Origin of the sequence: Rhodococcus sp. LB1 (genome assembly GCF_001583455.1) — a bacterium.
Lineage (GTDB): Bacteria > Actinomycetota > Actinomycetes > Mycobacteriales > Mycobacteriaceae > Rhodococcus_F > Rhodococcus_F opacus.
Window position 1 is genome coordinate 49,515 of the sequence record NZ_LTCZ01000035.1, and the last position, 25,195, is coordinate 74,709.

At 66.2% G+C, this 25,195-nt stretch carries 24 protein-coding genes; 14 read left to right on the forward strand and 10 right to left on the reverse strand.

The genetic code is table 11. The annotated features are described in order from the left end of the window. The first annotated feature begins 3 nt into the window (after positions 1-3). The 6 genes from AZG88_RS06925 (at position 4) to AZG88_RS06950 (ending at position 5,186) form a co-directional block, all read left to right on the forward strand. Complete coding sequence (locus AZG88_RS06925; RefSeq protein WP_061697301.1) at positions 4-1,029, forward strand: ABC transporter permease; 1,026 nt, start codon at positions 4-6, stop codon at positions 1,027-1,029. Then, entirely contained in the window at positions 1,026-1,877 is an 852-nt protein-coding gene (locus tag AZG88_RS06930; protein ID WP_061697302.1) for a mycofactocin-coupled SDR family oxidoreductase, read from the forward strand. Before AZG88_RS06925 ends, AZG88_RS06930 begins: the two co-directional genes overlap by 4 nt. Before the next feature lie 46 nt (positions 1,878-1,923). Continuing rightward, positions 1,924-2,277, forward strand: coding sequence for an EthD family reductase (locus AZG88_RS06935; RefSeq protein WP_005565844.1), 354 nt, complete (start codon positions 1,924-1,926; stop codon positions 2,275-2,277). 48 nt (positions 2,278-2,325) lie between these two features. Next, the gene (locus AZG88_RS06940) at positions 2,326-3,186 is read left to right on the forward strand and encodes an LLM class F420-dependent oxidoreductase (protein ID WP_061697303.1); all 861 of its coding nucleotides are present in this window, start codon (positions 2,326-2,328) and stop codon (positions 3,184-3,186) included. Positions 3,187-3,230: 44 nt separating this feature from the next. After that, positions 3,231-3,743, forward strand: a complete 513-nt coding sequence (locus tag AZG88_RS06945) for a nuclear transport factor 2 family protein (RefSeq protein ID WP_197487790.1) — start codon at positions 3,231-3,233, stop codon at positions 3,741-3,743. Between the two features lie 660 nt (positions 3,744-4,403). Then, positions 4,404-5,186: an SDR family NAD(P)-dependent oxidoreductase gene (locus AZG88_RS06950; protein ID WP_082833249.1), complete on the forward strand. Its 783-nt coding sequence runs from the start codon at positions 4,404-4,406 to the stop codon at positions 5,184-5,186. 263 nt (positions 5,187-5,449) lie between these two features. On the opposite strand, the gene AZG88_RS06955 is transcribed toward AZG88_RS06950, so the two are convergent. From AZG88_RS06955 to AZG88_RS06975, 5 genes are all read right to left on the reverse strand, one after another. Continuing rightward, on the reverse strand, positions 5,450-6,733 hold the full coding sequence (locus AZG88_RS06955) for an MFS transporter (protein ID WP_061697304.1): 1,284 nt from the start codon (positions 6,731-6,733) through the stop codon (positions 5,450-5,452). A gap of 320 nt (positions 6,734-7,053) precedes the next feature. Next, positions 7,054-8,517: an aldehyde dehydrogenase family protein gene (locus tag AZG88_RS06960; protein ID WP_061697305.1), complete on the reverse strand. Its 1,464-nt coding sequence runs from the start codon at positions 8,515-8,517 to the stop codon at positions 7,054-7,056. 185 nt (positions 8,518-8,702) lie between these two features. Further along, a complete protein-coding gene (locus AZG88_RS06965; protein ID WP_061697347.1) occupies positions 8,703-9,806 on the reverse strand; it encodes an NADH:flavin oxidoreductase/NADH oxidase in 1,104 nt (367 codons plus the stop codon). Between the two features lie 31 nt (positions 9,807-9,837). Then, positions 9,838-10,239 (reverse strand): cupin domain-containing protein, encoded by a 402-nt coding sequence (locus AZG88_RS06970; protein WP_005250650.1) that lies wholly within the window; start codon positions 10,237-10,239, stop codon positions 9,838-9,840. A gap of 41 nt (positions 10,240-10,280) precedes the next feature. After that, the gene (locus AZG88_RS06975) at positions 10,281-11,453 is read right to left on the reverse strand and encodes an acyl-CoA dehydrogenase family protein (protein ID WP_061697306.1); all 1,173 of its coding nucleotides are present in this window, start codon (positions 11,451-11,453) and stop codon (positions 10,281-10,283) included. Between the two features lie 294 nt (positions 11,454-11,747). Between AZG88_RS06975 and AZG88_RS06980 the strand changes: the two genes are divergently transcribed. The 3 genes from AZG88_RS06980 to AZG88_RS06990 all read left to right on the forward strand — a co-directional run bounded on the left by AZG88_RS06980 (position 11,748) and on the right by AZG88_RS06990 (position 14,101). After that, positions 11,748-12,089 (forward strand): DUF485 domain-containing protein, encoded by a 342-nt coding sequence (locus AZG88_RS06980; RefSeq protein ID WP_061697348.1) that lies wholly within the window; start codon positions 11,748-11,750, stop codon positions 12,087-12,089. Then, positions 12,082-13,668, forward strand: coding sequence for a solute symporter family protein (locus AZG88_RS06985; RefSeq protein ID WP_025433374.1), 1,587 nt, complete (start codon positions 12,082-12,084; stop codon positions 13,666-13,668). Before AZG88_RS06980 ends, AZG88_RS06985 begins: the two co-directional genes overlap by 8 nt. A 115-nt stretch (positions 13,669-13,783) precedes the next feature. Continuing rightward, the gene (locus tag AZG88_RS06990; RefSeq protein WP_005250642.1) at positions 13,784-14,101 is read left to right on the forward strand and encodes an EthD family reductase; all 318 of its coding nucleotides are present in this window, start codon (positions 13,784-13,786) and stop codon (positions 14,099-14,101) included. 15 nt (positions 14,102-14,116) lie between these two features. On the opposite strand, the gene AZG88_RS06995 is transcribed toward AZG88_RS06990, so the two are convergent. Further along, entirely contained in the window at positions 14,117-14,980 is an 864-nt protein-coding gene (locus tag AZG88_RS06995; protein ID WP_005250641.1) for an acyl-CoA thioesterase, read from the reverse strand. A gap of 188 nt (positions 14,981-15,168) precedes the next feature. Between AZG88_RS06995 and AZG88_RS07000 the strand changes: the two genes are divergently transcribed. The 5 genes from AZG88_RS07000 to AZG88_RS07020 all read left to right on the forward strand — a co-directional run bounded on the left by AZG88_RS07000 (position 15,169) and on the right by AZG88_RS07020 (position 20,544). After that, entirely contained in the window at positions 15,169-16,959 is a 1,791-nt protein-coding gene (locus AZG88_RS07000; protein ID WP_061697307.1) for an acetyl/propionyl/methylcrotonyl-CoA carboxylase subunit alpha, read from the forward strand. Between the two features lies 1 nt (position 16,960). Further along, positions 16,961-17,710, forward strand: coding sequence for an SDR family NAD(P)-dependent oxidoreductase (locus AZG88_RS07005; RefSeq protein WP_061045932.1), 750 nt, complete (start codon positions 16,961-16,963; stop codon positions 17,708-17,710). Between the two features lie 53 nt (positions 17,711-17,763). Continuing rightward, positions 17,764-19,329, forward strand: coding sequence for an acyl-CoA carboxylase subunit beta (locus AZG88_RS07010; RefSeq protein ID WP_005563089.1), 1,566 nt, complete (start codon positions 17,764-17,766; stop codon positions 19,327-19,329). After that, positions 19,326-20,084: an SDR family NAD(P)-dependent oxidoreductase gene (locus tag AZG88_RS07015; RefSeq protein WP_061697308.1), complete on the forward strand. Its 759-nt coding sequence runs from the start codon at positions 19,326-19,328 to the stop codon at positions 20,082-20,084. The genes AZG88_RS07010 and AZG88_RS07015 overlap by 4 nt, the downstream gene beginning before the upstream one ends. A gap of 124 nt (positions 20,085-20,208) precedes the next feature. After that, on the forward strand, positions 20,209-20,544 hold the full coding sequence (locus AZG88_RS07020) for a WhiB family transcriptional regulator (protein WP_061697309.1): 336 nt from the start codon (positions 20,209-20,211) through the stop codon (positions 20,542-20,544). Positions 20,545-20,876: 332 nt separating this feature from the next. Here the strand turns inward: AZG88_RS07020 and AZG88_RS07025 are convergent, their stop codons facing one another. The 4 genes from AZG88_RS07025 to AZG88_RS07040 all read right to left on the reverse strand — a co-directional run bounded on the left by AZG88_RS07025 (position 20,877) and on the right by AZG88_RS07040 (position 25,020). Next, on the reverse strand, positions 20,877-21,719 hold the full coding sequence (locus AZG88_RS07025) for a mycofactocin-coupled SDR family oxidoreductase (RefSeq protein ID WP_005250628.1): 843 nt from the start codon (positions 21,717-21,719) through the stop codon (positions 20,877-20,879). A 395-nt stretch (positions 21,720-22,114) separates the two neighbouring features. Continuing rightward, on the reverse strand, positions 22,115-22,726 hold the full coding sequence (locus tag AZG88_RS07030) for a TetR/AcrR family transcriptional regulator (RefSeq protein WP_005250626.1): 612 nt from the start codon (positions 22,724-22,726) through the stop codon (positions 22,115-22,117). A gap of 109 nt (positions 22,727-22,835) precedes the next feature. Beyond that, the gene (locus AZG88_RS07035; protein ID WP_005250624.1) at positions 22,836-24,362 is read right to left on the reverse strand and encodes a class I adenylate-forming enzyme family protein; all 1,527 of its coding nucleotides are present in this window, start codon (positions 24,360-24,362) and stop codon (positions 22,836-22,838) included. A gap of 355 nt (positions 24,363-24,717) precedes the next feature. Beyond that, positions 24,718-25,020 (reverse strand): hypothetical protein, encoded by a 303-nt coding sequence (locus AZG88_RS07040; RefSeq protein ID WP_005250623.1) that lies wholly within the window; start codon positions 25,018-25,020, stop codon positions 24,718-24,720. Between the last annotated feature and the right edge of the window lie 175 nt (positions 25,021-25,195).

The window sequence follows — 25,195 nt, forward strand, 5'->3', positions numbered from 1 at the left end:
CCCGTGAGCGCAACACAAGAACAACACCTCCCCCAGAAGTCCGGGGACGAGTCCACCGGCGGTCGCCGTTGGACCCCGACCTGGAACGGCACCAGCTCGGTCATCGCGATCACCGTGGCACTGTTCCTGTTCAGCTGGCTGATCGCCCCCGGCAGCATCTCGGGCAGCGCTATCGACTCGCTACTGCCCTTCGCCGGAATCCTGGCGATCGCGGCGATCGGGCAGACCATCGTGGTCATGCTCAAGGGCATCGACCTGTCGCTGCCCGGCATGATGACCCTCGCCGCGCTGGTCAGCAGCCAGTACGCCCAGGATCACGGCAGTATCCTCGCCGCTCTGCTGGTCGTCGCCGCCATCGCCGTCGTCGTCGGACTGGTCAACGGCATCGTCGTCTCGGCATTCTCGGTGACCCCGCTGGTGGCCACTTTGGCAGTCAACGCCGTCCTGATGGGCGCCGCCCTCGCGTACTCCGGAGGAACCCCGACCCGCGCCCCGCAAAGTGTGTCCGACTTCGCGCTGGAAAAAACGGTCGGTGTTTCCAACACGGTATGGCTCGCGGTGCTGCTGATGATCGTGACGGTATTCGCGACAGGGCGCACCGCCTGGGGGCGCCGGGTAGTCGCCGTCGGGTCCAACGAGCGGACCGCCCGCGCCGCGGGTGTGCGCACCTCCCGAATCAAGATCAGCGGATACGTCGCCGCGGCACTGTGTTACAGCGGCGCCGGTGTCCTGCTCGCCGGGTACGTGAGCACACCGAACACCAATGCCGGCACCAGCTACCTCCTGCCTGCCATCGCAGCTGTGGTCGTCGGCGGCACCGCGCTGACCGGTGGTCGCGGCAACATCATCGGCACGGCGGTTGGGGCCCTGTTTCTGAGCCAGCTGACCCAGCTCGTGCTCTCCCTCGGAGCGCCCTCTTCCACACAGTTCCTCGTCCAGGCAGTGGTCATCGCCGTCGCGGTGGGAGCACAGCAACTGGACCTGCGTCACGTCATCCAACGTCTGACTCCCCGAAAGGAATCTGCATGACGAACATCGGTCAGCGACTGCACGAGAAGGTGGCCTTCGTGACCGGCGCCGCCCGCGGCCAAGGTCGATCGCACGCTCTCACCCTCGCGGACGAAGGCGCGGATCTCATCCTGCTCGACTCGGTACGCCCGATCGACCAGGTGAGCTACGCAATGCCTGACCACGCGGACCTGAAGGAAACCGCACGCCTGGTGGAGGAGCGGGGCCGCAGGGTGGTGATGATCGAAGCCGACGTCCGTGACGAGTCGATGATCGCCGCGGTCGCCGAGGCCGCCGCCGAACTCGGTCGACTCGACATCGTCGTCGCCAACGCGGGCGTACTCGGAGCAGCCAAGCCCTCTTGGGAGCTCACCCGTGCCGAATGGAACACCCTGATCGACATCAACCTCACCGGCGTCTGGCAGACGATGAAGGCGGCGCTGCCGCACATCATCGCCGGCGGCCGAGGCGGGTCGATCATCGCGATCAGTTCCATCGCGGGCATTCGCGGAGTGCCGCACGTGGCGCACTACAGCGCCGCCAAGCACGCGCTGGTCGGACTGGTCGGCTCGGTCGCGAACGAGGTTGCTCCGCACAGCATCCGGGTGAATACCGTGCATCCGACCAATGTCCGCACGGACATGATCGACAATCCGACGGCGGCGAAGATCTTCCGGCCCGACCTCGAGAACCCGACCCTCCACGACGGGATCGACGTTCTCGGGCGGATCAACCTGCTGCCGGTGCCATGGGTGGACTCCGCCGACATCTCCGAGGCAGTCCTGTGGCTGGCCAGCGACGAGTCGCGGTATGTGACCGGCACCGCGCTGCCCGTCGATGCCGGAATGCTCGCGAAGTACCCCGGCTGACAACCCCTACTCCCCTTCAACCGACCCCGACAGAGAAGGAAAATCAATGACAGTCAATGGTGGACCGGTCCGCACGATCGCACTGATCGGACGCAAGCCGGGTATGTCGTTCGCCCAGTTCGACGAGTACTGGCGTGAGAAGCACGCCCCGCTCGCCGCGCAGGTGCCCGGTGTGATCCGCTACGTGCAGCGGCACGTCGTTCCGCAAGAAGGTGCCACCGAACCCGACAACGGATTCGGCATCGACGGTCTCGCCGTCCTCGATTACGAGAGCGCCGAGGCGATGGAGGCCGGTTGGGCGTCCGAGGCCGGCCAGGCAGCCCTCGCGGACGTCGAGAACTTCATCGGCAAGCACTACGTAGTGGTCCTCGAGGACCACGTCGTGGTCGACGACGCCTGAACCCCTCGGCGTCACCTCGAAGAATGACAATGAGTTAAGGATCCCGTCATGGATGTGGGCGTAGTTTATTTCTTCACCGATCAGGGTCCGGACCCCGTGGAGTTCGGGCAGGCCGCGGAAGGATACGGATTCGAGTCCCTGTTCGTGCCCGAGCACACGCATTTTCCGGTATCCCGGAAAACCGACTACCCGATCCCCTACGGGGGACCCGAACTACCCGAGTTCTACCTACGCACCTACGACCAGATCGTCACGATGTCGATGATCGCTGCACACACGCAGACGATCATGCTCGGCACCGGTATCTGCCTGCTGGCCCAACACGATCCGATCGCGAAGGCCAAACAGATCGCCACCCTCGACCACCTATCCGGCGGACGCGTCATCTGCGGAGTCGGAATGGGGTGGAACGTCGAGGAAGCGGAAGCGCACGGCGTCGTGTGGAAGCAGCGCTACTCCACCGTGCGGGACAAACTCAAAGTCATGCAGGCACTGTGGACCGAGGAGGTGGCGAGCTTCGACGGCCCCCGTGCGTCGCTCGCCCCCTCGTGGGCCTGGCCGAAGCCCGCGCAGCCGAACGGCCCGCGCACCTACCTCGGTGGCGCCGGTCCCACCACGATGCGGCATGCCGCCGAGTGGGCCGACGCTTGGTACGTCGTGCCCTCCGCAGAAGATCCGAGTCTGTCGAAGACGGTGCCCGAGTTCCGCAGAGTCGTCGAGGAGTCCGGCCGCGACCCCGAGTCGGTCGGCATCGCGGTGGCCTCGGCACCACCGGATCCCGCACTGCTCGAGAGCTATCGAGAATTGGGGATCGAACGGGCGGTGCTGTGGGTCGACCCGGCAGACAACCCGGGCGAGGGCATGCGCAACCTCGAGACAGTCTCCAAGGTTCTCGCACAGATCTCCTGACCAAAATTTCCCAGAAATCAACCCTCACAGGAGGACCCGTAATCATGAACGCTACCACCGCGGATGTGAGCGTTACCGAGCTCGCCGAGCGACTGACACGACTCGAGGACGTCCGCGCAATCGAACAGCTCAAGTATCGCTACGCCGGCTTCTGCGACAACGGCTACGACCCGCAAGGCATCGCCAGTCTCTTCGTCGAAGACGGCCGGTGGGTCGTGGACGGCGAGGGTGGATCCATGACCGGCCACGAGGAGATCAAGGCGCACTTCCGGGCGTTGTCGGACAAGATCACCTGGGCTCTGCACTACATGATCGCCCCACGTGTGGAACTCGCCGACGACGGCCAGAGCGCTGTTGGATACTTCTACCTGCTGTGCCTGTGCACCATCGAGAACAGTCAGGACGCCACCGAGAAGGACCCGGTCATCCTGACCATCAACTACACCGATCAGTTCGTCAAGCGCGACGGCACCTGGTACTTCCAGGAACTGCGCGGACGCACACACCAGGTGTCCAATTGGGACCAGGGTTGGGTCAAGCAGCCCTTCCGCGACTGAGGCTGCGGCAGCACCCATTCGGCCGCTCCGGCCATCCCGAGCGAGGCCGAGTTGTCAACGTGCGGGGCTACGGGGTCACCTCCGTCGCCCCGCACAGCGGGGCATCCCATCCGCGACGGAAGTGGCACAACACCTTATCCGCCGGTCCGCTCCTTTCAATTGTTCGACGGGTGGGCCTCACGCTTTGCTGTGGGCCGCGATCCAGGAATCACGCAGTGCAGCGCATTTGGAAGTTATCACCATGCAGCCCAGCCGATTCGGAAGGATAGCGTCTACTGATGTAGACGCTCATGTCGAGCGTTATAAGCGACTGCGGCGCAAGAAGCGGGACGGCGCACGTAGGAGGTCGCGTCCTCCGGCGGAGACCGATGCGCACGCGATGGTTCGTGTGGCGCTGGCCTGGCTGCCCTCGGCGGCGTTCCGTCCGACGAATTGCTGGTGCACTTCGGACTGACGGAAGATCAGTTCGTCGCCGCACTCTGGCAGATCGTGGCCGACGGTCACTGTGCTCGAGAGGATGCGCGGGACATTGCCGAGTATTATCCGCGGTCGACGAACAACTGAGGAGCGCCGAGTTCGCACCGATCCGGTGCGTGGCGGCATGGGCGGCCGGTGCGATAAGTGGCCGTGTATTCATCATCAACGTTCAGGGAGGAAATTGTGATCGAAACTGCCAGTGGAACCGGGACTCGTCTTGCCGATCGGACGGCGGTGATCACCGGCGGCGCGTCGGGGATCGGCCGGGCCAGCGCCCTACGATTCGCGTCCGAAGGCGCTGAGGTCGTCGTATGGGACCTCGATCCGGTCGGGATCGATGCCGTGGTCACCGAGATCCGCCAGGCAGGCGGACGGGCCCACGGGGTGGCGGTCGACATCTCCGACGCGTCGGCGGTGGCAGCGGCGGCCGCCGAGACCGCGGATGTGGCGGGTGAGGTGACGGTGCTGATGAACAACGCCGGTGTGCTCGACGATTATGCCCCGCTCCTCGACACCGACGAGGCGCTGTGGGACCGCATCATCGGCGTCAACCTCAAGGGCATGTTCCTGGTGACCCGCGCGGTGTTGCCGTCGATGATTGCCGCCGGCGGCGGGTCGATCGTCAACACCGCCTCGGTCGCCGCATTCATCGCCGGTGGGGGCGGTACTGCATACACCAGTTCCAAGCACGGTGTCGTCGGGTTCACCCGGCAGATGTCGTTCGACTACGCGCACCAGAACGTGCGGGTGAACGCGATCGCGCCCGGTGCGGTGGAAACCGGGATGTCCAAGGACATCTTGTACAACGAGGATCTGCCGGTCGTGGAGGCGCTGCGTAGTGCACCGGCGGGCCGGCATGCGCAGCCCGAGGAGTTGGCGAACGTCGCGCTGTTCCTGGTCAGCGACGAGGCGAGCTTTGTGCACGGCGCGGTCTATGTCGCGGACGGCGGCTGGACCATCCGCTGACTTCCCTACTTCGACGACAAAGGGGGCTCGGGCCGGATCGCGGTCCGAGCCCCTTTGTCAGTGCTCGTCCCGTCATGCGAGGCATCTCGGGTGTTGTCGAGCACGACCCGCAGAGTGCGCGGGAGTGCTCTCCGGCTCCGGACTCGCGCCGCCGTCGTGTGAACCGTCCGGAACCGGAGAGCGTTTGGGAGCCGACCCGCAAGGATGACGCAACGGCTGGTATGCGGTCTCGCGGGTCGGCGATCAGGGGGTTGAGTGTGGGTTTACAGCCGGGAGCGGCGGGCGCACTCCACGCTCAGCAGGCCGAGGACTCCGATGGTGACCATGGCGTAGGTGGCGCTGCCGGTGGCGTCGATGATCAGCCCCAGCATCGGGGCGGCCAGGACGGCGCCGACATTGCTGACGGTGACGATGAGTCCACTCGTCTGGTAATTCGCCTGCGGCTGAGACAGTTCCGCCGCCCATGCCCAGTAGGTGCCACCGTAGAGCGATGCTGCCAGGAACATCATGCACAGGTAGATCCCCAGAGTGCTCGCGGGAATCCCGGGCAGAGCGACAACCATGACGCCGGCCAGACCGGCACCGATCATGTTCGTCTGGAATCGCTCGCCGCGGAAGAGCCGGTCCGACATCAGGCCACCGACGGGAGCCGCGACGAGTTTGAACATGAAGGTGACGCCGATGATCGCCGAGGCTTCGAGCAGCGTCATGCCGCGGTCTTGTTCGAGGAACAAAGGCAGGGCGTAGGAAAGCCCGTAAAGGGTGATCGCCGTTCCTGCCCCGTACAGCGAGGACCACCACACACGGGAGCTGCGCAGCGCCTCGGCGAGCGATCCCGGTTTGGGGAGCGCATCGAAACGGGTCGAGTGCGGGCGCCGGAGTCCGACAGGTTCGGCAACGAGGGCGTCCATCGAGGGCACACCGGGGTGGGCCTTATGGAAGTCCTTGACAGTGAGCACGAACAACGCACCGCAGGCGACGCTCGGGACCACGGTCAGCCACATCGAGGCGACCTCCCACGACATGCCGCTGTCGGTCAGCAGCGGTCCGGCGAACGAGGTGATCGAGAAGCCGACACCCAGGAAGCCCATCAGCAGACCGGTCGCGAAACCGCGACGGTTCTTCGGGAACCACAAGGATGCATGGGTGGCCAGGGACGCATTCATCACGCCGCCGCAGCAGCCCAGGAGCAGACGCAGCACGAGCATCCCGGTATAGGACTCACCGACCACCGGGATCAAAAGCGCCGAAACGGCGTTGCACAGCAGGCCGATGACGACGATCTTCTTCACCCCGATACGGGCGGCCCACTTGCCGGCGAAGACCGGAACCACGCAGAACGTGAGCATCGATGCGGTGGTGAGCAACGACAGTTGGGTGGCGTTGATTCCCCAGTCGTCCTGGATGACCGTGCCGAACACGGCGACGGTGTTCAGGCCGATGAAGCAGCACATGAAGCACAGCAGGCTGACCAGCAGGACCCACCAACTGTAGAGGGGTGCACGTGTGTAGGTCACTCGCGCGCCGGTGAGCGTCGATGTTGTCATGACGTGGCTCCTGGTATCTGGATTCTCCGCCGACAAGGCAGGAGGCGTCTTCGGGTGGGTGCGGTGAACCTAAGTGCACACGGCGCGCGGCGGATTCGACCGCCAATTGCAGTCGGAACAAATGCAGGCGGTGGCGCAAGATGGGGCCACAACCCAATAAACGAACGTACGTATGTTACGTTCAGTCTCGGTTGTCGTGTCAACGATCACAACGAGAGTTGGTGCCGAACAACCCCGCAGCGTCCAAGTAGTGGGGTCGAACCGGCTTCGGCCACAGAACACGCGTGCACCAGCCGGGCGTGCGAGGGCTTCGAAAGGTGTCAGGCGAGCGAGACGGTGACCGCCTTGCTCTGCAGGTAGCCGTCGAGGGCTTCGCCGCCCATCTCCTTGCCCCAGCCGGACTGCTTGAAGCCACCGAAGGGCAGAGCGGCGTCGAAGACGTTGTAGCAGTTGACCCATACCGCGCCGGCGTTGACCGCCTCGGCGAAGCGGTGGGCGCGACCGACGTTACTCGTCCACACTCCGGCCGCCAGACCGTAGGTGGTGTCGTTCGCGCGGCGCAGCACCTCGGCTTCGTCGTCGAACGGCATCAGCGAAACCACCGGGCCGAAGATCTCCTCCCGGGCGATGGTCATGTCGTCGTCGACCCCGCCGAGCACGGTCGGCTCGAGGTAGTAACCGGGCTCGCGGGTCTGGGCACCACCGGCGATGATCTCCGCTCCGTCACTGAGCGCGCCCTCGACGAAGGTCTTGACCTTGGAGCGGTGCTGGTCGGAGATCATCGGGCCGACCAGGACGCCGCGCTCGGCACTGGGCCCGATCTTGATCTGCGGCACCTTGGCGGCGATGCGGGTCTGGACCTCCTCGTAGACGTTGCGCTGCACATACAGCCGCGACCCGGCCGTGCAGGCCTCCCCCTGGGCGTAGAGGACGGCACCGAGCACTCCGTCGACGGCGATGTCGAGATCGGCGTCGTCGTAGATGACATTGGGGGATTTGCCGCCGAGTTCGAGGGTCAGCTTGCTCAGGTTCGATGCGGCCGCGACGACGATCCTCTTGCCGGTCTCGACCGAGCCGGTGAACGCAACCTTGTCGACCTGCGGGTGACCGGCCAACGGAGCTCCGGCGTCCGCGCCCGTTCCGGTGATCACGTTGACCACTCCGTCGGGCACACCGGCTTCGACAGCCAACTCCGCCAGGCGCAGCGGGGCCAGGGAGGCGAGTTCGGCGGGTTTGAGCACCACGGTGCATCCGGCGGCCAGCGCCGGGGCGAGCTTCCAGACCGCGGCGAGTGCTGCGCCGTTCCAGGGGATGATCTGGGCGACGACGCCGACCGGCTGACGCCGGGTGTAGGAGAAGAAGTCTCCGGGGTTCTGCCGCGACAGCGGGATGGTGCGTCCCTCGAGCTTGGTGGTCCACCCGGCCATGTAGCGCAGCAGGTCGGCCATGTTCGGCAGGTCGATGTCGCGGATGAACGCGTAGGGCTTTCCGCAGTCCTGGGTGTCGATGAGGGCGATCTCGTCGGCGTTGGCCTCGATGAGGTCCGCGAAGCGGTGCAGGATCCGGGCGCGGGCCTCGGCCGGCATCCGCCGCCACGTGCCGTCGTCGAATGCGCGGCGGGCAGCCTGCACCGCCAGTTCGACGTCGCGCGGGCCGCCTGCGGCGATCTCGGTGAGCTTTTCTCCGGTCGACGGGTTGAAGACGTCGACAGTGCCGCCTTCGACCGGATCCACCCACTTACCGTCGATCAACAGTTGATGACGGCTGGGGCTGGTCTCGGACATTTTTTCTCCTTCGGGTAGAGCTGCTCGGCGAACACACGAACGCTGGCGGCGATGATGCGGCCGTGGGTGCCGCCCGGCGCGCGCGGAAGTCTCTGCACCCGGCACGCTTACCACATACGAACGATTGTTTTCTTACGGTACCGGGTGGGCACCCGTCCATGTCAACGATCGCGCCCACCACGGGGTCAGGGGATGTTGCCTCGGTAGCGGGCCGACTGGTACGGGGTCGGCCAGTCGAGCGTGTCTTCGACGCCGAGTTCCTTTGCCGCCTTGAGCGGCCACATCGGCTCGCGCAGCAGGTTCCGTCCGACGAAAACAGCGTCGGCGGCTCCGTCGACGAGGACTTGCTCGGCCTGCGAGGAGTCGGTGATCAGCCCGACGGCCGCGACCGGCAGGGATGTTTCGTTGCGGATCCGGCGAGCGAACGGCACCTGGTATCCCGGTCCGACGGTGATCTTCTGCTCCGGGGTCAGGCCGCCGCTGGAGACGTCGACGAGGTCGATCCCGGAGCCCTCGAGCGAACGGATCAGCGCGACGCTGTCGTCGACGTCCCAGCCGTCCTCGGCCCAGTCGGTGGCGGAGATCCGGAGCAACAGCGGCAACTCCTCCGGCCAGACCGCGCGGACCGCGGCGATGATCTCCCGCAGCAGCCGGGCGCGGCGGTCGGGGTCCCCGCCGTAGTCGTCGGTGCGCCGGTTGGTGATCGGCGACAGGAACTGGTGGAGCAGGTAGCCGTGTGCGGCATGGATCTCGACGACCCGGAATCCCGCGGCCAGGGCACGGGCGGCGGCGTCGGCGAAGTCGGTGACCACCTTCGCAATGTCGGCGACGGTCATCTCGCGCGGCACGGCCTGATCTCCCCAGGCCGTCGCCGACGGACCGAGCGTCTCCCAGCCGCCCTCGCTGATCGGGACGGTCCCGTCGCCCTCCCAGGGAACGTGCGCGGAGGCCTTGCGGCCGGCGTGCGCGAGTTGAATACCGGGGATCGATCCGTGCTCGGTGACGAACCGGTTGATGCGGGAAAACGCGTCGAGCTGCGTGTCGTTCCACAGCCCGGTGCACTTGGAGCTGATCCGCCCTTCCGGACTGACCCCGGTCGCCTCGGTGAGCACCAGGCCGGCCTTCCCCTTGGCGAACGAGCCGAGGTGCACCAGATGCCAGTCGTCGGGTACGCCGTCGGCGGCGGAGAACTGGCACATCGGCGCCACCCAGAGGCGGTTGCGAAAAGTCACACCGCGCAGGGTCAGCGGCGAGAACAGCCGCGTGCGATGAATGGTGGGTTGAGACAACACGAGCTCCTCGGGTCTGGTTTGGTGGCCGTCATTCCAGCGTGGAGCCGGCGTTCGGGCCCTCGAGGAACTTGTTGGGGGTCAGGAAGAAACACAGCACCAGGGCCCCGTTCGGCGCAGAGGCGCGGTGCTGGTTGCCCTGCGGGCGCCACGAGAAGTTCCCGACGGTGGTCTCGCCTTCCTCGTCGACGATGCTTCCTTCGAGCACCCAGGTCTGCTCGATCCGGACGTGCTCGTGCAGCGGCAGGACCGATCCGGGCTGCCAGCGGAACAGGGCGGTGAGCAGACCGCTCTCCTCGTCTTTGAGTAGCACCTTGATATCGATGCCCTCGTACCCGGAGGGGCGCCAAGGAAGGGCGTCGACGTCGACGTAGCGCGAGGCCAGCGGCGGAAGTGCGTTGAGTTCGTCGGCGAAGGGGGTGATCGCGGGCATGATGGTGTTTCTTTCTGTGTAGTGGTGTGCGGGTGCGCGAGTCAGAACGACCGCGGCAATCCCAGGTACTTCTCACCGATGTGGTTGCGGAGCATCTCGTTGGTCAATGGGGCGAAGGTGTAGAGGCGGGCGTCGCGGAACAACCGCTCCATCGGGTATTCCTTGCTGAACCCGGATCCGCCCATCAGGCGCATGCCGGCGTCGGTGACGGCGACCGCCGCATCTGAGGCGGCGACCTTGGCCATGGCGCTGAGAATGTCGGCGCGTTTCCCGGTGGCGGTGGCCTCGGCGGCCTGGAGCATCAAGGCACGGGCCGATTCGATCGCGATGGCGCCGTCGACGAGCCGGTGCTGGCCGGCCTGGAAGCTGCCGACCGGACGCCCGAACACCTGACGCTGGCGGCCGTAGTCGACGGCGGCTTCCAGCGCGCCCCGCGCGATCCCGAGTGCGGCGGCGGCGGCGTTGAGTCGTTCCCCGTTGAGCGTGCCCAGCACCTGCCGGAACCCCTGGTCGACGTGCCCGAGGACGGCGGAGGCATCGATTTCGACGTTGTCGAAGGTGACCTCGCAGGTGTCCAGGCTGTGGATGGCGAAGGTATCGAGTTCCCGCACGGTGATGCCGGGAGTGTCGGTCGGGACCACGAACATGGTGATGCCGTCGATCGGAGAGGACTCGGGCGTCGAGGTCCGGGCCAGGACGATGAGATTCCTCGCGTGCTGCGGACCCGAGATCCAGGTTTTGGAGCCGTTGAGAATCCACCGGCCGTCGTCGGACTTCTTCGCCCGGGTGCGCATGACGCGGGCGACGTCGGTGCCGCCGTCGGGTTCGGTCAGTGCGAAGGCGACCCGCTCGCTGCCGTCGAGGAGCGGGGCAAGGACGGTGCTGCGCTGCTGGTCGCTGCCGTACTCGGTGAGCAGTCCGACGCCCATGTACTGCACGACCAGGCACACCGCCATCGAGGTCGGGCCGGCGGCGAGCTCTTCGAGGACGATGATCTGGAGTCTCGGGTCGGCGCCGCTCGTGCCGTCGGCCTGGGCGTCGAGTCCGATCAGCCCGGCTTCGCCGAGCGCCCGGTACAGCTCGAGGTCGAACGCGTTGGCGTCGTCGAGTTCCCTGACCCGCTGCGGGGGTGCAAATCGTTCGATGATCTCGCGCACCATCTCGCGCAGATCCGCTTGCTCCGTGGTGTCCGGCAGGGTGCCGCTTCCGATCATGAGACTCCTCCGACTCGGGGTGACCGCGGCCTTCGGGGCGCAAGGGTGCGGCCGTCGCGCTGTGACCCGGTCACCCACCCCACGATACAAACGAACGCACGTTTTTCCAAGGGTCAGATGACCATTCCTTCCACCTAGACAAACAAACACCCGTTCGTATAGCGTGTGTGATGCCCATTACAGAGGGCGTGCAGGCCGCACGGTCCCACAACGCAACCGGCCCCGCCCTCACTCGTCGTGAACTCGCGTTTCACCCGCGAAAGACGGCACCGACCAGCACGAGAAAGGGTGACCATGCCTCCCACCGAGACCGCTGTCGACTGGAGCCGGCTCTGGTCGGATCCGTCGATGCTCCGCCTGCGACGTGACCGCCGAAGTTTCTTCACCGTTGCCTGGAGCGTTTTCGCGGTGGCATTCTGCGCGCTCGTCGGCTTCGCCGCCTTCGCCCCGGAGATCATCGCGACACGTCCCGTCCCGGGTCTGAGCGTCGGGCTGATCCTGTCCCTGGCCTACGTCGCGACGGTGATGAGCCTCGGCGCCTGGTACGTGCGCCGCGCACGCCACTGGGACATCCTGGCCGCGGCCGTGCTGAGCGTGCCCGCCATCCGAGAGCGAGAGGTCGCGGGCAATGTCTGACGGATTCAACACCACCGCCGTCGTCGTCACGATCCTGCTGCTGGCGACCACCTTCGTGGCGACCTACTTCGCCTCGCGCCGCACGAAGACGTCGGCGGAGTTCTGGACGGCCGGCGGGGGTATGACCGGACGCAAGAACGGCACCGCCATCGCCGGCGACTTCCTGTCCTCGGCCTCCCTGCTGGGTTACGCCGGGCTGGCCTACCTCTACGGCATGGACGGCATCGTCTACGCGATCTTCGCGTGCGGGATCTTCCTGATGGTGATGTTCCTGATCGCCGAAAAGCTGCGCAATCTGGGGCGTTTCACGTTCGCCGACGCGCTCGCCACCCGACTGCGGTCCGGTCCGGTCCGCATCGTCTCGGCGATCTCGACGCTCTTCATCTGTGTCTTCTACCTACTCGCCCAGATGGTTGCCGGCGGCGTGCTGATGGAGGCCCTCGCCGGAATCGACTTCTCCTGGGGCGTGGTGATCGCCGCGGTCCTGATGCTGACCTATGTGCTCTTCGGCGGCATGCTCGCCACGACGTGGCTGCAGATCATCAAGGCCGTGGCCCTGATGAGCGTCGTCGCGCTGCTGGTGATCCTGGTTCTCATCCGGATCGATCCCAACCCGCTCAACATCATCGAGCAGGCGGTCTCGCAGAGTAAGTTCGGCGATCACTACCTGGCCACCGGCAACTCCTTCAAGGGGCCCTGGAACATCATCTCCATGGCAGTGGCCGTGACGTTGTCCGCGGTGGGCCTGCCCCATGTGCTGATGCGGTTCTTCACCGTTCCCGACGCCATCGAGGCACGCAAGTCCGCGATCTGGGCGATCAGCCTGATCGGTGGATTCAACGTCCTCATCGCGTTCCTCGGCATCTCGGCACGCGCCGCCCTCGGCGCCGGCGGGGAGGAAATCGCCGGCAAGGGCGGCAATCTCGCCCTACCCGCCTTGACCGTCTGGCTCGGCGGTGGCGACGGCTTCGCGTCCGACCTGCTGCTGGCGCTGGTGGTCGCGGTCTCGATCGCCACGCTGCTGGCGGTATCGGCCGGCCTGGTGCTCAGCGCGTCGAGCACGATCGCCCACGACCTGTGGGCCAAGACGTTCCACCGTCCCGAAACCGAGGAAATGACGGTCGGCCGGATCGCGGCAGTGGCGTTGGTGATCGTCACCGTCGGTGTCACCCTGGCCATCGGCGGCACCCAGAACGTGACCTTCCTGGCCACGCTGGCGACCTCCACCGCGGCCAGCGCGAACTTCCCCGTCCTGATCATGACGCTGCTCTGGCGGCGGATGCGTACCCTCGGCGCCGTAGTCGGGGCGCTGTCGGGTCTGCTGACGGCGCTGGCGCTGATTCTGACAGGTCCGCTGGTGTGGCCGAGTCTGGCTCCGCTGCTGTCGGATTCACTGACGACCACAGCGCCCTTCCCGCTGGCCTTCCCGATCCTGCTGTCGGTGCCCGCCGGATTCCTCGGGTGCATCGTGGGCAGCTACCTCAGTCGTGAGCCCGCAAATGACGCCGCCTTCGACGAACTTCAAGTGCGAGCCCTGACCGGGGCAGGTCTGGACAAGACGAAGACCCTCGCGCACTGAATCCCCTCACGGCGGCGTTCGACCGGAAGCTGTCATCTCCGGCCGAACGCCGCCGTGCATTCCCGATTGGTCGCCGAACTTCTACCGTCGCCGACCCCGACTGAAGGAGAAATGTATGTCCGTCAAGATCGTTGCGCTGATCACGTCGAAGTCCGAGCTCTCTCGCGACGAGTTCCTCCGGTACTGGAACGTCGAGCACCCCCAGTACGTATGGAAGCTCCCGGAACTCGAGCGCTACGTGCAGAACCCGGCGATCGAGCATCGCACGGAATGGGCCTACGACGGGATGGCGGAGCTGTGGTTCCCGTCCGTCGCCGCGGTGGCCCAGGCGTTCGCCTCGCCGGAGGCGGACGCCGTCCGCGAGCACGAGGAAGAATTCATCGGGGACATCACCTGGTTTCTCGCCTCCGAGTCGGAGATCGTGCCGGTCTGAACGGGGCCGTCGAGATCAGGGTTCGCGCAGGATGCCCTCCTGGGACGCCGAGGCGACGCGAAGACCCGCCTCGGTGGTGAAGTCGCAGGTGCACAGGCATCGGCCACCGGTGGCGATCGGGCTGACCTGCCGACACAGCATCCAGTCGTTCATCGAGAACCGGCGGTGAAACCACATCGCGTGGTCGATGCTGGCACCGGCAATCACCCGGTTGCCGTACCAGGAGCGCCCGTGGGGCATCAGCGCAGGATCGAGCAGTGTCAGGTCGCTGATGTACGTCAGCAACGCGGTGTGCAGCAACGGCTCGTCCGGGACGTGCGCGGCCGCGCGTACCCAGAACAACTGTTCCGGGACCCGGGTTCCGGCCGATGCGAGCGCTTCAGGATGATCGACGAAGCGGAAATCGAACGGATGCGGATCCGACCACCACGCCGGCAGCATGGCAAGGTCCGGTTCGAGTCGTTCGCCCAGCGGCGGCAGCTGACCCGGTGTGGTGCCGGGCGGCGACGCCGACCACTCGTGCTCAGGTCCGGTCTGCGCGGTGGCGAACGACAACTGCAGCGTCGCCAGTACCGCACCGCCCTGCGTCGCTGTGACGGCGCGGGCGCTATAGGAGCGGCCGTCGCGCAGGATCGTCACCTCGTAGACGACCGGCGCCTCGGGGTCTCCGCCGCGCAGGAACAGCGCGTGCAGGGAATGTGGGGTTCGACCGACGGTCACCGTCGCACCGGCGGCCATCAGCGCCTGGGCGAGAACCTGCCCACCGAAGAGCCGCGGCAGTTTCCGGGCCGCGGTCGGTCCACGGAACCGGTTCCCACCGGTGGGGGTCACTCGCAGAGCGTCGACCAGCAACTCGAGTTGTTCGGCAGACGCAATCACCGTCCGTGTCCTCTCTGTCGTCGACCCCACCTCACGGATGCGGCGGGGACCATCGTTGACCGTTACCACATCTGACGGTACCGTAAGCGAACGTACGATTGTTTGTCTAAGCGACATGGTCTTACGAAGGCGACCCCACACCGGGGCGTCCATCGCACAGGTATTTCGAAACCCCAAGGAGTCCGGGCATGTTGTCCAAGGTCCTCGTCGCCAACCGCGGCGAAATCGCGGTCCGCATCATTCGCACGTGTGCAGAGGCCGGTGTAGCCAGCGTCGCCGTGTACTCGGAGGCGGATGAGAAGGCACTGCATGTGCGACTGGCCGACGAGGCGGTCCTGCTCGGCGCGGCCTCCGCGTCGGAGTCGTACCTGGCGATCGACAAGATCATCGAGGCAGCCAAGAGCACCGGTGCGCAGGCCGTGCACCCCGGCTACGGCTTCCTGGCCGAGAACGCAGCGTTCGCCAAGGCCGTGGAAGACGCCGGATTGATCTTCATCGGGCCCCCCTCCTCGGCGATCGAGGTGATGGGTTCGAAGATCGCCGCCCGCGATCTCGCCGCGAAGGCCGACGTCCCGCAGGTCCCCGGCTCGCAGGGCACCATCGCCTCCGTGGCGGACGTGATCGCGTTCGGTGACGAGCACGGCTACCCGGTGGCGATCAAGGCCACCTACGGCGGTGGCGGCCGCGGCATGCGCATGGTCGCCTCGGCCTCGGAGGCCGAATCCGCGTTCGCCTCGGCCAAGCAGGAATCCGCTGCCGCGTTCGGTCGTGACGACGTCTACCTCGAGCGGTACCTGTCCAGCGCTCGCCACGTCGAGGTCCAGGTCTTCGCCGACACCCACGGTAGTGCGGTGTGGATCGGCGACCGCGACTGCTCGGTGCAGCGCCGACATCAGAAGCTGATCGAGGAAGCACCCGCTCCCGGCCTGTCGGATGAGCTGCGCCGCGCCATGGGCGAGGCGTCGGTCCGCCTGGCCAAGCAGGTCGGCTACGTCGGCGCCGGCACCGTCGAGTTCCTCGTCGAGGCCGACCGGGAGGCCTTCTACTTCCTGGAGATGAACACCCGCATCCAGGTCGAGCACCCGGTCACCGAGATGACCCTGGGCCTGGATCTGGTCGCCGAGCAACTCGCCGTCGCCGCCGGCGAGCCGCTGTCGATCACCGAGTCCGGCGCCGTCCCGCGAGGGCACGCGATCGAGGTCCGCGTCAACGCCGAGGACACCCGCGGCGCCCTGTTCATGCCCAGCCCCGGACCGATCGCCACCGTGCAGGCACCGACGCGCGCCGGCGTCCGCTGGGACGGCGGCTACGAATCCGGCGACGAGGTCCAGCCGTACTACGACAGCCTGGTGGGCAAGCTCATCGTGTGGGCACCGACCCGGGACCGCGCCCTGGACCGGCTGACCCTCGCCCTCGACGAGCTGATCATCGACGGCGTGCCCACCACCGTCCCCGCCGCACGACAGATCATTGCGCACAAGGACTTCCGCAACGTCGCCATGCACACCAACTGGCTCGAGCGCGACATCGACTTCGCCTCGCTGCTGCCGCCGGTCGAGGACCTGTCCGACACCGATGCCGAGGACACCGAGGAGATGCTGCCCCGCAACGAGGTGTGGGTCGGTGACCGCCGCTACGTCATCCCGTTCTTCACCCCCGCAGGTCCGGCCGCTGCCGCGCCCGTCGCCGAGCCGCAGGCGCGCCGCGCCGCGACCGGCGGACCACGGAAGAAGCGGGGCGGCGGCGCCGCGGCGAGCGGTGAGGCCAAGAGCCCGATGCAGGGCACGGTCGCGCAGATCGACGTCGAGGTCGGCGCCCAAGTCGAGGCGGGGCAGGTGCTGATGGTGCTGGAGGCGATGAAGATGCAAAACCCGATCCGTGCCGCCGTCAACGGTGTCGTCGAGTCCTTGCACGTCGAGGTCGGGCAGGTCGTCGCGGCCGGAGCATCCCTGGCCACCGTCGTGGTGGCAGGTGAGTGAGATGACCACACCCGCAGGGCCGCCGGTCGCGGTCGTCACCGGCGCCGGCGGCGGACTCGGAGCCGTCACCGCCACGGTGCTCGGCGAACTCGGCCTGGCGGTGGCGTGCGTCGACATCGACGAAGTCGCGGCCAAGCGCACCGCCACCGAGCTGGGCAACAACGGGGTCGCCAGCGCCGCGTACGGCGTGGACATCACCTCCGAATCGGCGGCCGGCTCGTTGGTCGACGCGGTGCACGCCGACCTCGGCCAGGTATCCCATCTGGTCAACATCGCCGGCATCCTGCGCCGCACCCATCTCGCCGACACCACCGCCGACTCCTGGCGGCAGGTCATGGACGTCAACGTCACCGCCCCGTTCCTGCTCACCCAGGCCTTCGCGGACGATCTGAAGGCCGCCGAGTACGGACGAGTGATCAACTGCGCCTCATTCGCCGGCACCCGCGGCTACGAGTACTCCGCCTACGCCGCCTCCAAGGCCGCACTGATCAACCTGACCAGCTCCCTGATGTTCGACTTCTGGGGCACCGCGGTCACCGTGAACGCCGTCGCCCCCGGCGCGATGGTCACCCCCATGCTCGACCGCCCCGCGGCAGAGCGGATGGCGGCCAAGACACCGACCGGACGCATCCTCGACCCCGACGACGTCGCCGCGGTGATCGGGTTTATCGCCGGCCGCGCATCCCGCGGGGTCAACGGCACCACCACCGTGATCGACGGCGGCGCCTCCCTGCTGTTCAGCTACAAGTAGCGCCCCCACCGACGATTCGTAATCCACTACCTCCGAAACAGTTTGGAAAGATCATGACTGACATTCTCGACGAGAAGACCACAGCGGCCCCGGTAGGCCCGCATGAAGAGCTCGAGACGCGGCTGGCCAAGGCTCGGCTCGGTGGCTCGGAGAAGCAACGCCAGAAGCAGATCGATGCAGGCAAGATGCTCGTGCGCGACCGGTTGGAACTCCTGTTCGACAACAGCTGGTCCTTCGAGGACGGCCTGCTCGCCCGCTACGACGAGGGTCTGCCCGGCGACGCCGTCGTCACCGCGGTCGGCAAGGTCGACGGCCGCGATGTCGTCGTCATCGCCAACGACTACACCGTCAAGGCCGGCACCTGGGGCAAGCGCACCTTCGAGAAGATCGTCCGCGCCCAGGAACTCGCCGACTCCACCGGCACCCCGATCGTGTACCTGTTCGACTCCGCGGGCGCCCGCATCGACGAACAGTTCGAAAGCTTCGTCGGCCGCCGTGCCTGGGGCAATATCTTCTACAACCAGGTCCAGATCTCCGGCCGCGTCCCCCAGGTCTGCGCCCTCTTCGGGCCTTCCCCCGCCGGCTCGGCCTACGTGCCCGCGCTGTGCGATCTGACGATCATGGTCCGCGGTCACGCCACCGCCTACCTCGGCTCCCCCCGCCTGGCTCAGATGGTGACCGGCGAGGACGTCACCCTCGAAGAGATGGGTGGGGCGGAGATGCACTCGACCGTCTCGGGCCTGTCCGACGTCCTCGTCGAGGACGACGCGGAAGCCATTGCCGCCGTGCGGGTATGGCTGTCGTTCCTGCCGTCGAACTGGCAGCAGGAGCCCCCGATCACCGCTCCGGCCGACCCTTCCGGTGCCCGGACCATCAAGGAGATCGTCCCCGAGGTCGAATCCGAGATCTTCGACATCCACGAGCTGATCGACTCCCTTGTCGATGACGCCAGCTTCTTCCCGTACAAGGATTTGTTCGCCCCGGAGCTGGTCACCGGATTCGCGCGCCTGAACGGCCAAAGCGTCGGCATCGTCGCCAACCAGCCCACCGTCAAGGGCGGGGTGATCTTCCCCGACTCTTCCGACAAGGCCGCCCGATTCATCTGGATCTGCAACGCCTACAACATCCCGATCCTGTTCCTGGTCGACATCGCCGGCTACATGATCGGCTCCGAAGTCGAACGTCAGGGCATCATCCGGCACGGCGCGAAGATGATCTTCGCCGTCTCCGAGGCCCGCGTCCCCCGCATCACCGTGCTGCTGCGTAAGGCGTACGGCGGCGGTTACCTCGCGATGTCCGGTGCCCCGATGCAGCCGGACGCATTGATCGCGCTGCCGACGGCCAAGCCTGCCCTGATGGGGCCGGACGCCGCCGTGAACGGCATCCACTACAACCGCATCCAGGCCATCGAGGATCCGGAGGAGCGGGCCGCGTTCATCGCCGAGAAGCAGGCCGAGTACGCCGCCGGCATCGACGTGTTCAAGATCGCGAACGAGAACGCCGTCGAAGCGGTCGTGCCCGCGAACGAGCTGCGCAACGAACTCACCCAGCGTCTGGCGCTCTATCGCAAGCGGGACCGCACCGCACCCGCCCGCCGAAACGGCGTCACCCCGGTATGAGCGCGCCGGTGCTCGCACCGCGGCGGGAAGGTCTCACCGGTGTCGTCACCGGTGCGGGCACCGGGATCGGTCGGGCCTGCCTCGAAGTGCTGGTCGACCACGGCGCCCGCGTCGACGCGTGGGATCGGAGCGACGGGGCCCTGGCAGATCTTGCCGGGCGTGAGGATGTCGCTGCCCGTACCGTCGATGTCACCGATGCGGCGGTCGTCGCATCCGCAGCGTCGGCGGCGTTGAAGCATTGGGGCCACATTGATTTCGTGATCAACTGCGCAGGCGCGTTTCTGGTCGGTCCGCTAGCCGATGTCAGTGCCGCGTCGGTGCGTGCGCTGTTCGAGGTGAACGTGCTCGGGACGACGGTGGTCACGCAGGCGTTGCTCCCGGCGCTCGAGAGCAGCAGGGGGTCCATCGTGAACGTGGCCAGCTCGGTTGCCCTCAAACCGACCGCCAGTAACGCGCACTACGCGGCGTCGAAAGCGGCGGTCGCGCACCTGACCCGGTGCTGGGCCCTGGAATTGGGCCCCAAGGGTGTCCGGGTCAACTCCGTCGCTCCCGGACCGACGCCGACCGCGATCTACCGGACCGCCGGGATGAGCGCGGAGCAAGAGTCGACGCTACTCCGCGAGCGGGCTGAGGCGATTCCACTCCGCCGGGTCGGCGATCCCGTCGACACCGCCCGGTGGATCGCACGGTTCGCACTCGAGGACGACTGGACGACCGGCGTCGTTCTTCCGGTGGATGGTGGGATGGCGCTCTGACGCCGCGCATCCTCGCCATTCGCTTTCAGCACCCGGATCCCGGGCCCTCACGACGAGGGCCCGGGATCCGGTGCCTCCCGTCGGATCAAGTCAACCTTCGACTCCGAAAGCGACCTATCCCGCAGTGCCTGATCATTCGGACCACCACATCGACCGGGACTGGCAGCACCGCGCCTCCTGTCGCGGCACCGACACCGAGAGGTTCTTCTCCCCCGACGGTGAACGCGGCAGCGTCCGTGCCCGGCGTGAGCGCGCCGCCAAACAGATCTGCCAAGACTGTCCCGTGCTCGCCGACTGCCGCGCTTACGCCCTCACCGCCACCGAGTCTTATGGCATCTGGGGTGGCATGTCCGAAACCGAGCGCGCCCGCCAGACCAGACGTACCCGCCTCGCGTCCCGGCCCGGGGAGTACGTCGCGCCACCGGACCCTCGAACCGCGCCGGACCCGAGCACGTCATGAGGTAGAACAGTCACGGCCACCCACTACGACGCACCGAGAGTCATCGAATCCGGCGAGTCCGCAGGAACGTCCCTCGAACAGAGGTCGGCCAGCAGGGAGGACGCGCAGTCACCCGTCGTGTACGTCGAGGACGTGCGTGATCCCGACACAGTCCGACGAATCACCTGCACCGGCCATCGGGCCCGTATGAGGCACCCTCACTGAGCAGAGGCGCGAAGACACGCAGCGCAAAACCCACTGCCCCTTCACCCGCGACGGAAACGTCTCGGGTGAAGGGGCAGTGGGGATGGTCCCGCGGCCAGACTTGGACCGGCCACGGAATCCGACGGCTTCTAGCCGCCGACCTTCTGACTTGCGCCGGCGTCGATGGGCAGGTTGATTCCGGTGATGTACCGCGATTCGTCCGAGGCCAGGAAGAGCACGGCGTTGGTGATGTCGATGGGTTCGACCCACGGGATGTTCGGGAGCGAGTGCATCGTGGCGAACGCGTCGCGGGAGTCCTCGAGCGTCGGGTGCGCGAGGTCCGGACGGAAGAGTCCGTAGAAGGTCTCGTTCTGCAAGAGCTTGGTGTTGACGTTCGTCGGATGGACCGCATTGACACGGATCCCCTTGGGGCCCAGCTCGTTCGCGAGGGTGTGCATCAGTCCGACGATGCCGTGCTTGGCGGTGACGTAGTGGCCGACGTTCGGGTAACCGTTCAAGCTCGACGTCGATCCGGTAAAGATGACCGAGCCACCTTCGCCCCGCTCGACCATGTTCGGCACCGCGGCCTTGACGGTGTGGAAGACACCGGTCAGGTTGGTGTCGATCATGTCGTTCCACTGCTCTTCGGTCAGGTCCAGGACCTTGTTGGCCGAGATGATGCCTGCGTTGGCGCAGACGATGTCGATACGGCCGAACTCAGCGAGGCCGTCGGCGACCGCAGCCTCCATCTGCTTCAGGTTGCGCACGTCGGCCTGCGCGATGACGACGCGGCGGCCCAGCTCCTCGACCAGTCGCGCCGTTTCCTTCAGGTCGTCGAGCGACGCCATCGGGTACGGCACACTGCCGATCTGGTCGGCGATGTCGATGGCGATGATGTCAGCGCCCTCTTTGGCCAGCCCCAGTGCGTGTGAACGGCCCTGGCCGCGTGCGGCCCCGGTAATCAGGGCGACCTTGCCCTCCAAGCGGCTCATTGAGTTTCCAATCTCTCGATGTACGACCCTGCCGATGTCGGCGGAGCAACCAACAAACGTACGTGCGTTTGTTTAATTAGAGTGTGATGTGAGCGACAGCAAATGTCAACCATGCGTGCCGGGTGAAGACGAGGGCCCGTGCATGCGCCATGGCGGCAGACGAGCACCACAAAATGATCAACAGAGTCCGGGAAGCATTCTCCGCGAGAGCATTACCGAGACAACGGGACGAACAGCGCAGCGATCCCACGTGCGTACGCGGCCGTAGCCATCGATCGGGGACGACCGCAACCACGCACCGCTCCGGGGCATTCGTTGGGTGTGTGTCACCAAACTTGTCAGCCCGCACCCCGGGCCGGTGCCCCGGGCGCGGGCTGAACGGAGATACGGTCGGGTCAGCCGGCGTTCTCGACGCCGAGCTGGCGCAGCGCCATCTTGATGTAGGTGTTGACGACCTTGTCGAGCGACTTCGGGCCGCCAGGCTTGTACCAGGACGACACGTGCGCACCCTGAGCCAGTATCGAGTACGTCTGCAATTTGGCATCGAGGATGTCCGCGCCGGTTTCCTTGGCCACATCCTTGATGAGTTTCTGCAGCAGGCGCTCGTACTCGGCACGCTTGGCGAGGACCAACTCCAAGTCTCCGTCGCTCAGGGCCCGGAGCTCGGTATTGCCGATGAACGTCTCCCGCGCATGCTCCGCGTGATAGCGGATGTGGCAGTCGACCGCCGCCTTGAACCGGTCCAGCGCACTCCCATCGACGCTGACGAGCGCTTTGTTCACGGCTTCGAGGAGTTCGTCCATGACCGACACCATGATGTCGGTCAGCAATTCTTCTTTGCCGCTGATGTGGTTGTAGAGGCTGCCGACCTGGATGCCGACCTCGCTCGCAACGGTGCGCAGCGACGTGGCCTCGTAGCCGTGCTCGTAGAACAGGCTGGCCGCGGCCTCCCGTATAGCGACGTTGGTGCGCTCGCCGCCGCGTGTCACCCGAGTTGCTCGCGTCACTGTGCCCCCTCCGAGGTAAATTGGACGGTCCCCGAAGGGGCCGGCAAGCGGTCTCAGGAACAATCGTACGTTAGTCGATCGCTATTCTCGCTGATTGTCGGCACGGTTGTCACCAGCCCATCGTCGCCCGGATGTTCGTTTTGACAATCTTGCCGCTGGGATTCATCGGCAGGGCGTTCGGGCCCACGAGCGCGATCATCTTCGGGACCTTGTATCCAGCCAAGTGCTTGCGCAGGAACGTGGCGATCTCCGTCTCCGTGACGGTCTGACCCGGCCGAACGGCGATTACCGCTCGCACTTCCTCGTCCCACTCCTCACTCGGCACGCCGAGGACGGCGGCTTCCATGACAGCCGGGTGCGTGTGGAGCAACTGCTCGATCTCCGAGCTGTACACGTTCTCGCCACCGGTCTTGATCATGTCCTTGGCCCGGTCGCGGAAGTACAGGTAGCCATTTTCGTCGCGAACCGCCAGGTCACCGGTACGCAGCCACCCGTTGTCGAGTACCTCCTTGGTGGCCTCCGGTCGACCGAAGTATCCGGTCATCAGATTGGGGCCGCGGACGCAGATCTCTCCGATCTCCCCCACCGCGGTCGGGGCACCGTCGTAGAGATCACGCAACTCGACCTCGGTGAGGAGGTATTCGGTGCCGATCGAGCCGTCGATCTCCGGCCGGAGCATGTCCTGCGGGAGCAAACGGGTGACCATCGGCCCGGCTTCAGTGAGGCCGTAGCGGAAGAAGAGGTCCACGTCCGGGATCAGGGACGACACTGCCAGCTTGTCCGGCATGCGCAACAACCCGGCACCGGTGTGGAGAGCCTTGAAATTGTTGCGGAACCCATCGGTGTCGAACGTGCCCGACTTGAGCATGCGCCGGATCATGTTGGGCACGAGGAACATGTTGGTGATCGACTCGCGGGCGACGAGGTCCGCGATCTCCTCTTCCACGAATTTGTGGACGAGGACCGAGCTGTTCCCCGTGACGTAATGGGGCAGGAACCAGCACAGCAGTGCGGCGGAGTGGAAGAGCGGGGTGACGACCAGGCCGCGATCGTTCGGGCGGCCACCGATCCGGCAGTCGGCGATTTCGTTGACTGCGTTGGTCAGGATCGCCGAGTGCGAGAGCACGACCCCCTTGGAGAAGCCGGTGGTGCCGCCGGTGAACAGGATGCAGGCAGCATCCGATGCTTGAACCGGCACATCCTTGATCGGTTCCGATCGCAGCAGGTGATCGAATTCGTCCCCCTCGTGCACCACGGCGACCGGCGCTTCGAGGTCATCACCGGCCAGGACCTCCGCGATGGCGGCGTCGAAGCCATCGCCGACGAGTACGACACGGGCGCCGGTCTCGTTGATGCCGTGGGCCAGCTCCTCGGTTGCCCATCGCCAGTTGTATGGGACAAAGGCGGCGCCGGCGGCGACGATTCCCAGGAAGGTTTCGATGCCGAAGGCGGTGTTGCCCGCCAGCACGCCGACGGTGTCACCGGGTTTGACACCCTGCGCCCGAAGGCCGGCGGCAATCCGCCACGCCCGGTCCGCGAGTTCTCCATGGGTGAGCCGGCGCGTACCGTCGAAGATCGCTTCGCGTTGAGGCACCAACCGCTCGTTGCGACGAATAGCGTCGACGAGAGTAAACATCGTTCTCCTTAGCCGTACAAGGTGTTGCTGTGGCCTTCAACACTACGTTAGGCGTACGTACGTTCGCTAGTCCCACGGCTCTGGAAATTCCCGCCAACTTCCAGCGAATGCCGAATGACCGCTCAGGACAAGACAGCGAATGGCTTGCGCTCGCCGGCGTGCGCCGTCACTACCACGAGCGCCCCGACGGAAGGGCCGCCTCGGAACACCTCACCCGGGGCACCCCTCGAGTGACGGCCGTACCTACCGCGAGTAGGTGGGTCACACGCCACCGATCAGCCGACGGCCGTTGCCGTACAGCGAGAGGCATCACGAAGGAGATTGATCCAACACTGAGGCAGGCAGGTTTGGAGCCCTACCGCTGCCGGCTTTCCGCGATCCGCGCTTCCGCGATCGCGGTCATTACGCGCTCAGTCATCTCCGGCCATGGCGGTCGCCGTAGCACCGCGATGGTGCTGATCACCGCAGCCGCGAACCCTGTGCATACCCCGATCAACGCGTGCCGGCTGGTGTCGACGGCCGGGATCCACGCGGTATTTTCTGCGCTGACGGAGTAGATGCCGACCGGACGCTCAGGCCGAGAGCCCCAACCTTTACGCGAAACGGTGACAATCACGGTGCCGTTACTCGCCTCGTATGGCTCGCCGAAGACCAGCAAATCGAGTCCTCCCGTCGGGGGTTGTCAGTCTACTGCGGGAACCTGTGCCTGGGCCGGATTCAGAATGATCGTTGACGCACGCAGGGGCACGGTCGATCGACCGTGCCGACGGGACGTGTTTGCTGTGACCGATCCCGACCATGTTCACGTGGTAGTTCCCCCCGACTGCTGGTTC

Bases quoted from the DNA above. Each gene is read 5' to 3' on its own strand.
- AZG88_RS06930 (WP_061697302.1), top strand. From the start codon at position 1,026: ATGACGAACATCGGTCAGCGACTGCACGAGAAGGTGGCCTTCGTGACC.
- AZG88_RS06935 (WP_005565844.1), top strand. From the start codon at position 1,924: ATGACAGTCAATGGTGGACCGGTCCGCACGATCGCACTGATCGGACGC.
- AZG88_RS06940 (WP_061697303.1), top strand. From the start codon at position 2,326: ATGGATGTGGGCGTAGTTTATTTCTTCACCGATCAGGGTCCGGACCCC.
- AZG88_RS06945 (WP_197487790.1), top strand. From the start codon at position 3,231: ATGAACGCTACCACCGCGGATGTGAGCGTTACCGAGCTCGCCGAGCGA.
- AZG88_RS06955 (WP_061697304.1), bottom strand. From the start codon at position 6,733: ATGACAACATCGACGCTCACCGGCGCGCGAGTGACCTACACACGTGCA.
- AZG88_RS06960 (WP_061697305.1), bottom strand. From the start codon at position 8,517: ATGTCCGAGACCAGCCCCAGCCGTCATCAACTGTTGATCGACGGTAAG.
- AZG88_RS06970 (WP_005250650.1), bottom strand. From the start codon at position 10,239: ATGCCCGCGATCACCCCCTTCGCCGACGAACTCAACGCACTTCCGCCG.
- AZG88_RS06975 (WP_061697306.1), bottom strand. From the start codon at position 11,453: ATGATCGGAAGCGGCACCCTGCCGGACACCACGGAGCAAGCGGATCTG.
- AZG88_RS06980 (WP_061697348.1), top strand. From the start codon at position 11,748: ATGCCTCCCACCGAGACCGCTGTCGACTGGAGCCGGCTCTGGTCGGAT.
- AZG88_RS06985 (WP_025433374.1), top strand. From the start codon at position 12,082: ATGTCTGACGGATTCAACACCACCGCCGTCGTCGTCACGATCCTGCTG.
- AZG88_RS06990 (WP_005250642.1), top strand. From the start codon at position 13,784: ATGTCCGTCAAGATCGTTGCGCTGATCACGTCGAAGTCCGAGCTCTCT.
- AZG88_RS07000 (WP_061697307.1), top strand. From the start codon at position 15,169: ATGTTGTCCAAGGTCCTCGTCGCCAACCGCGGCGAAATCGCGGTCCGC.
- AZG88_RS07005 (WP_061045932.1), top strand. From the start codon at position 16,961: ATGACCACACCCGCAGGGCCGCCGGTCGCGGTCGTCACCGGCGCCGGC.
- AZG88_RS07010 (WP_005563089.1), top strand. From the start codon at position 17,764: ATGACTGACATTCTCGACGAGAAGACCACAGCGGCCCCGGTAGGCCCG.
- AZG88_RS07015 (WP_061697308.1), top strand. From the start codon at position 19,326: ATGAGCGCGCCGGTGCTCGCACCGCGGCGGGAAGGTCTCACCGGTGTC.
- AZG88_RS07025 (WP_005250628.1), bottom strand. From the start codon at position 21,719: ATGAGCCGCTTGGAGGGCAAGGTCGCCCTGATTACCGGGGCCGCACGC.
- AZG88_RS07035 (WP_005250624.1), bottom strand. From the start codon at position 24,362: ATGTTTACTCTCGTCGACGCTATTCGTCGCAACGAGCGGTTGGTGCCT.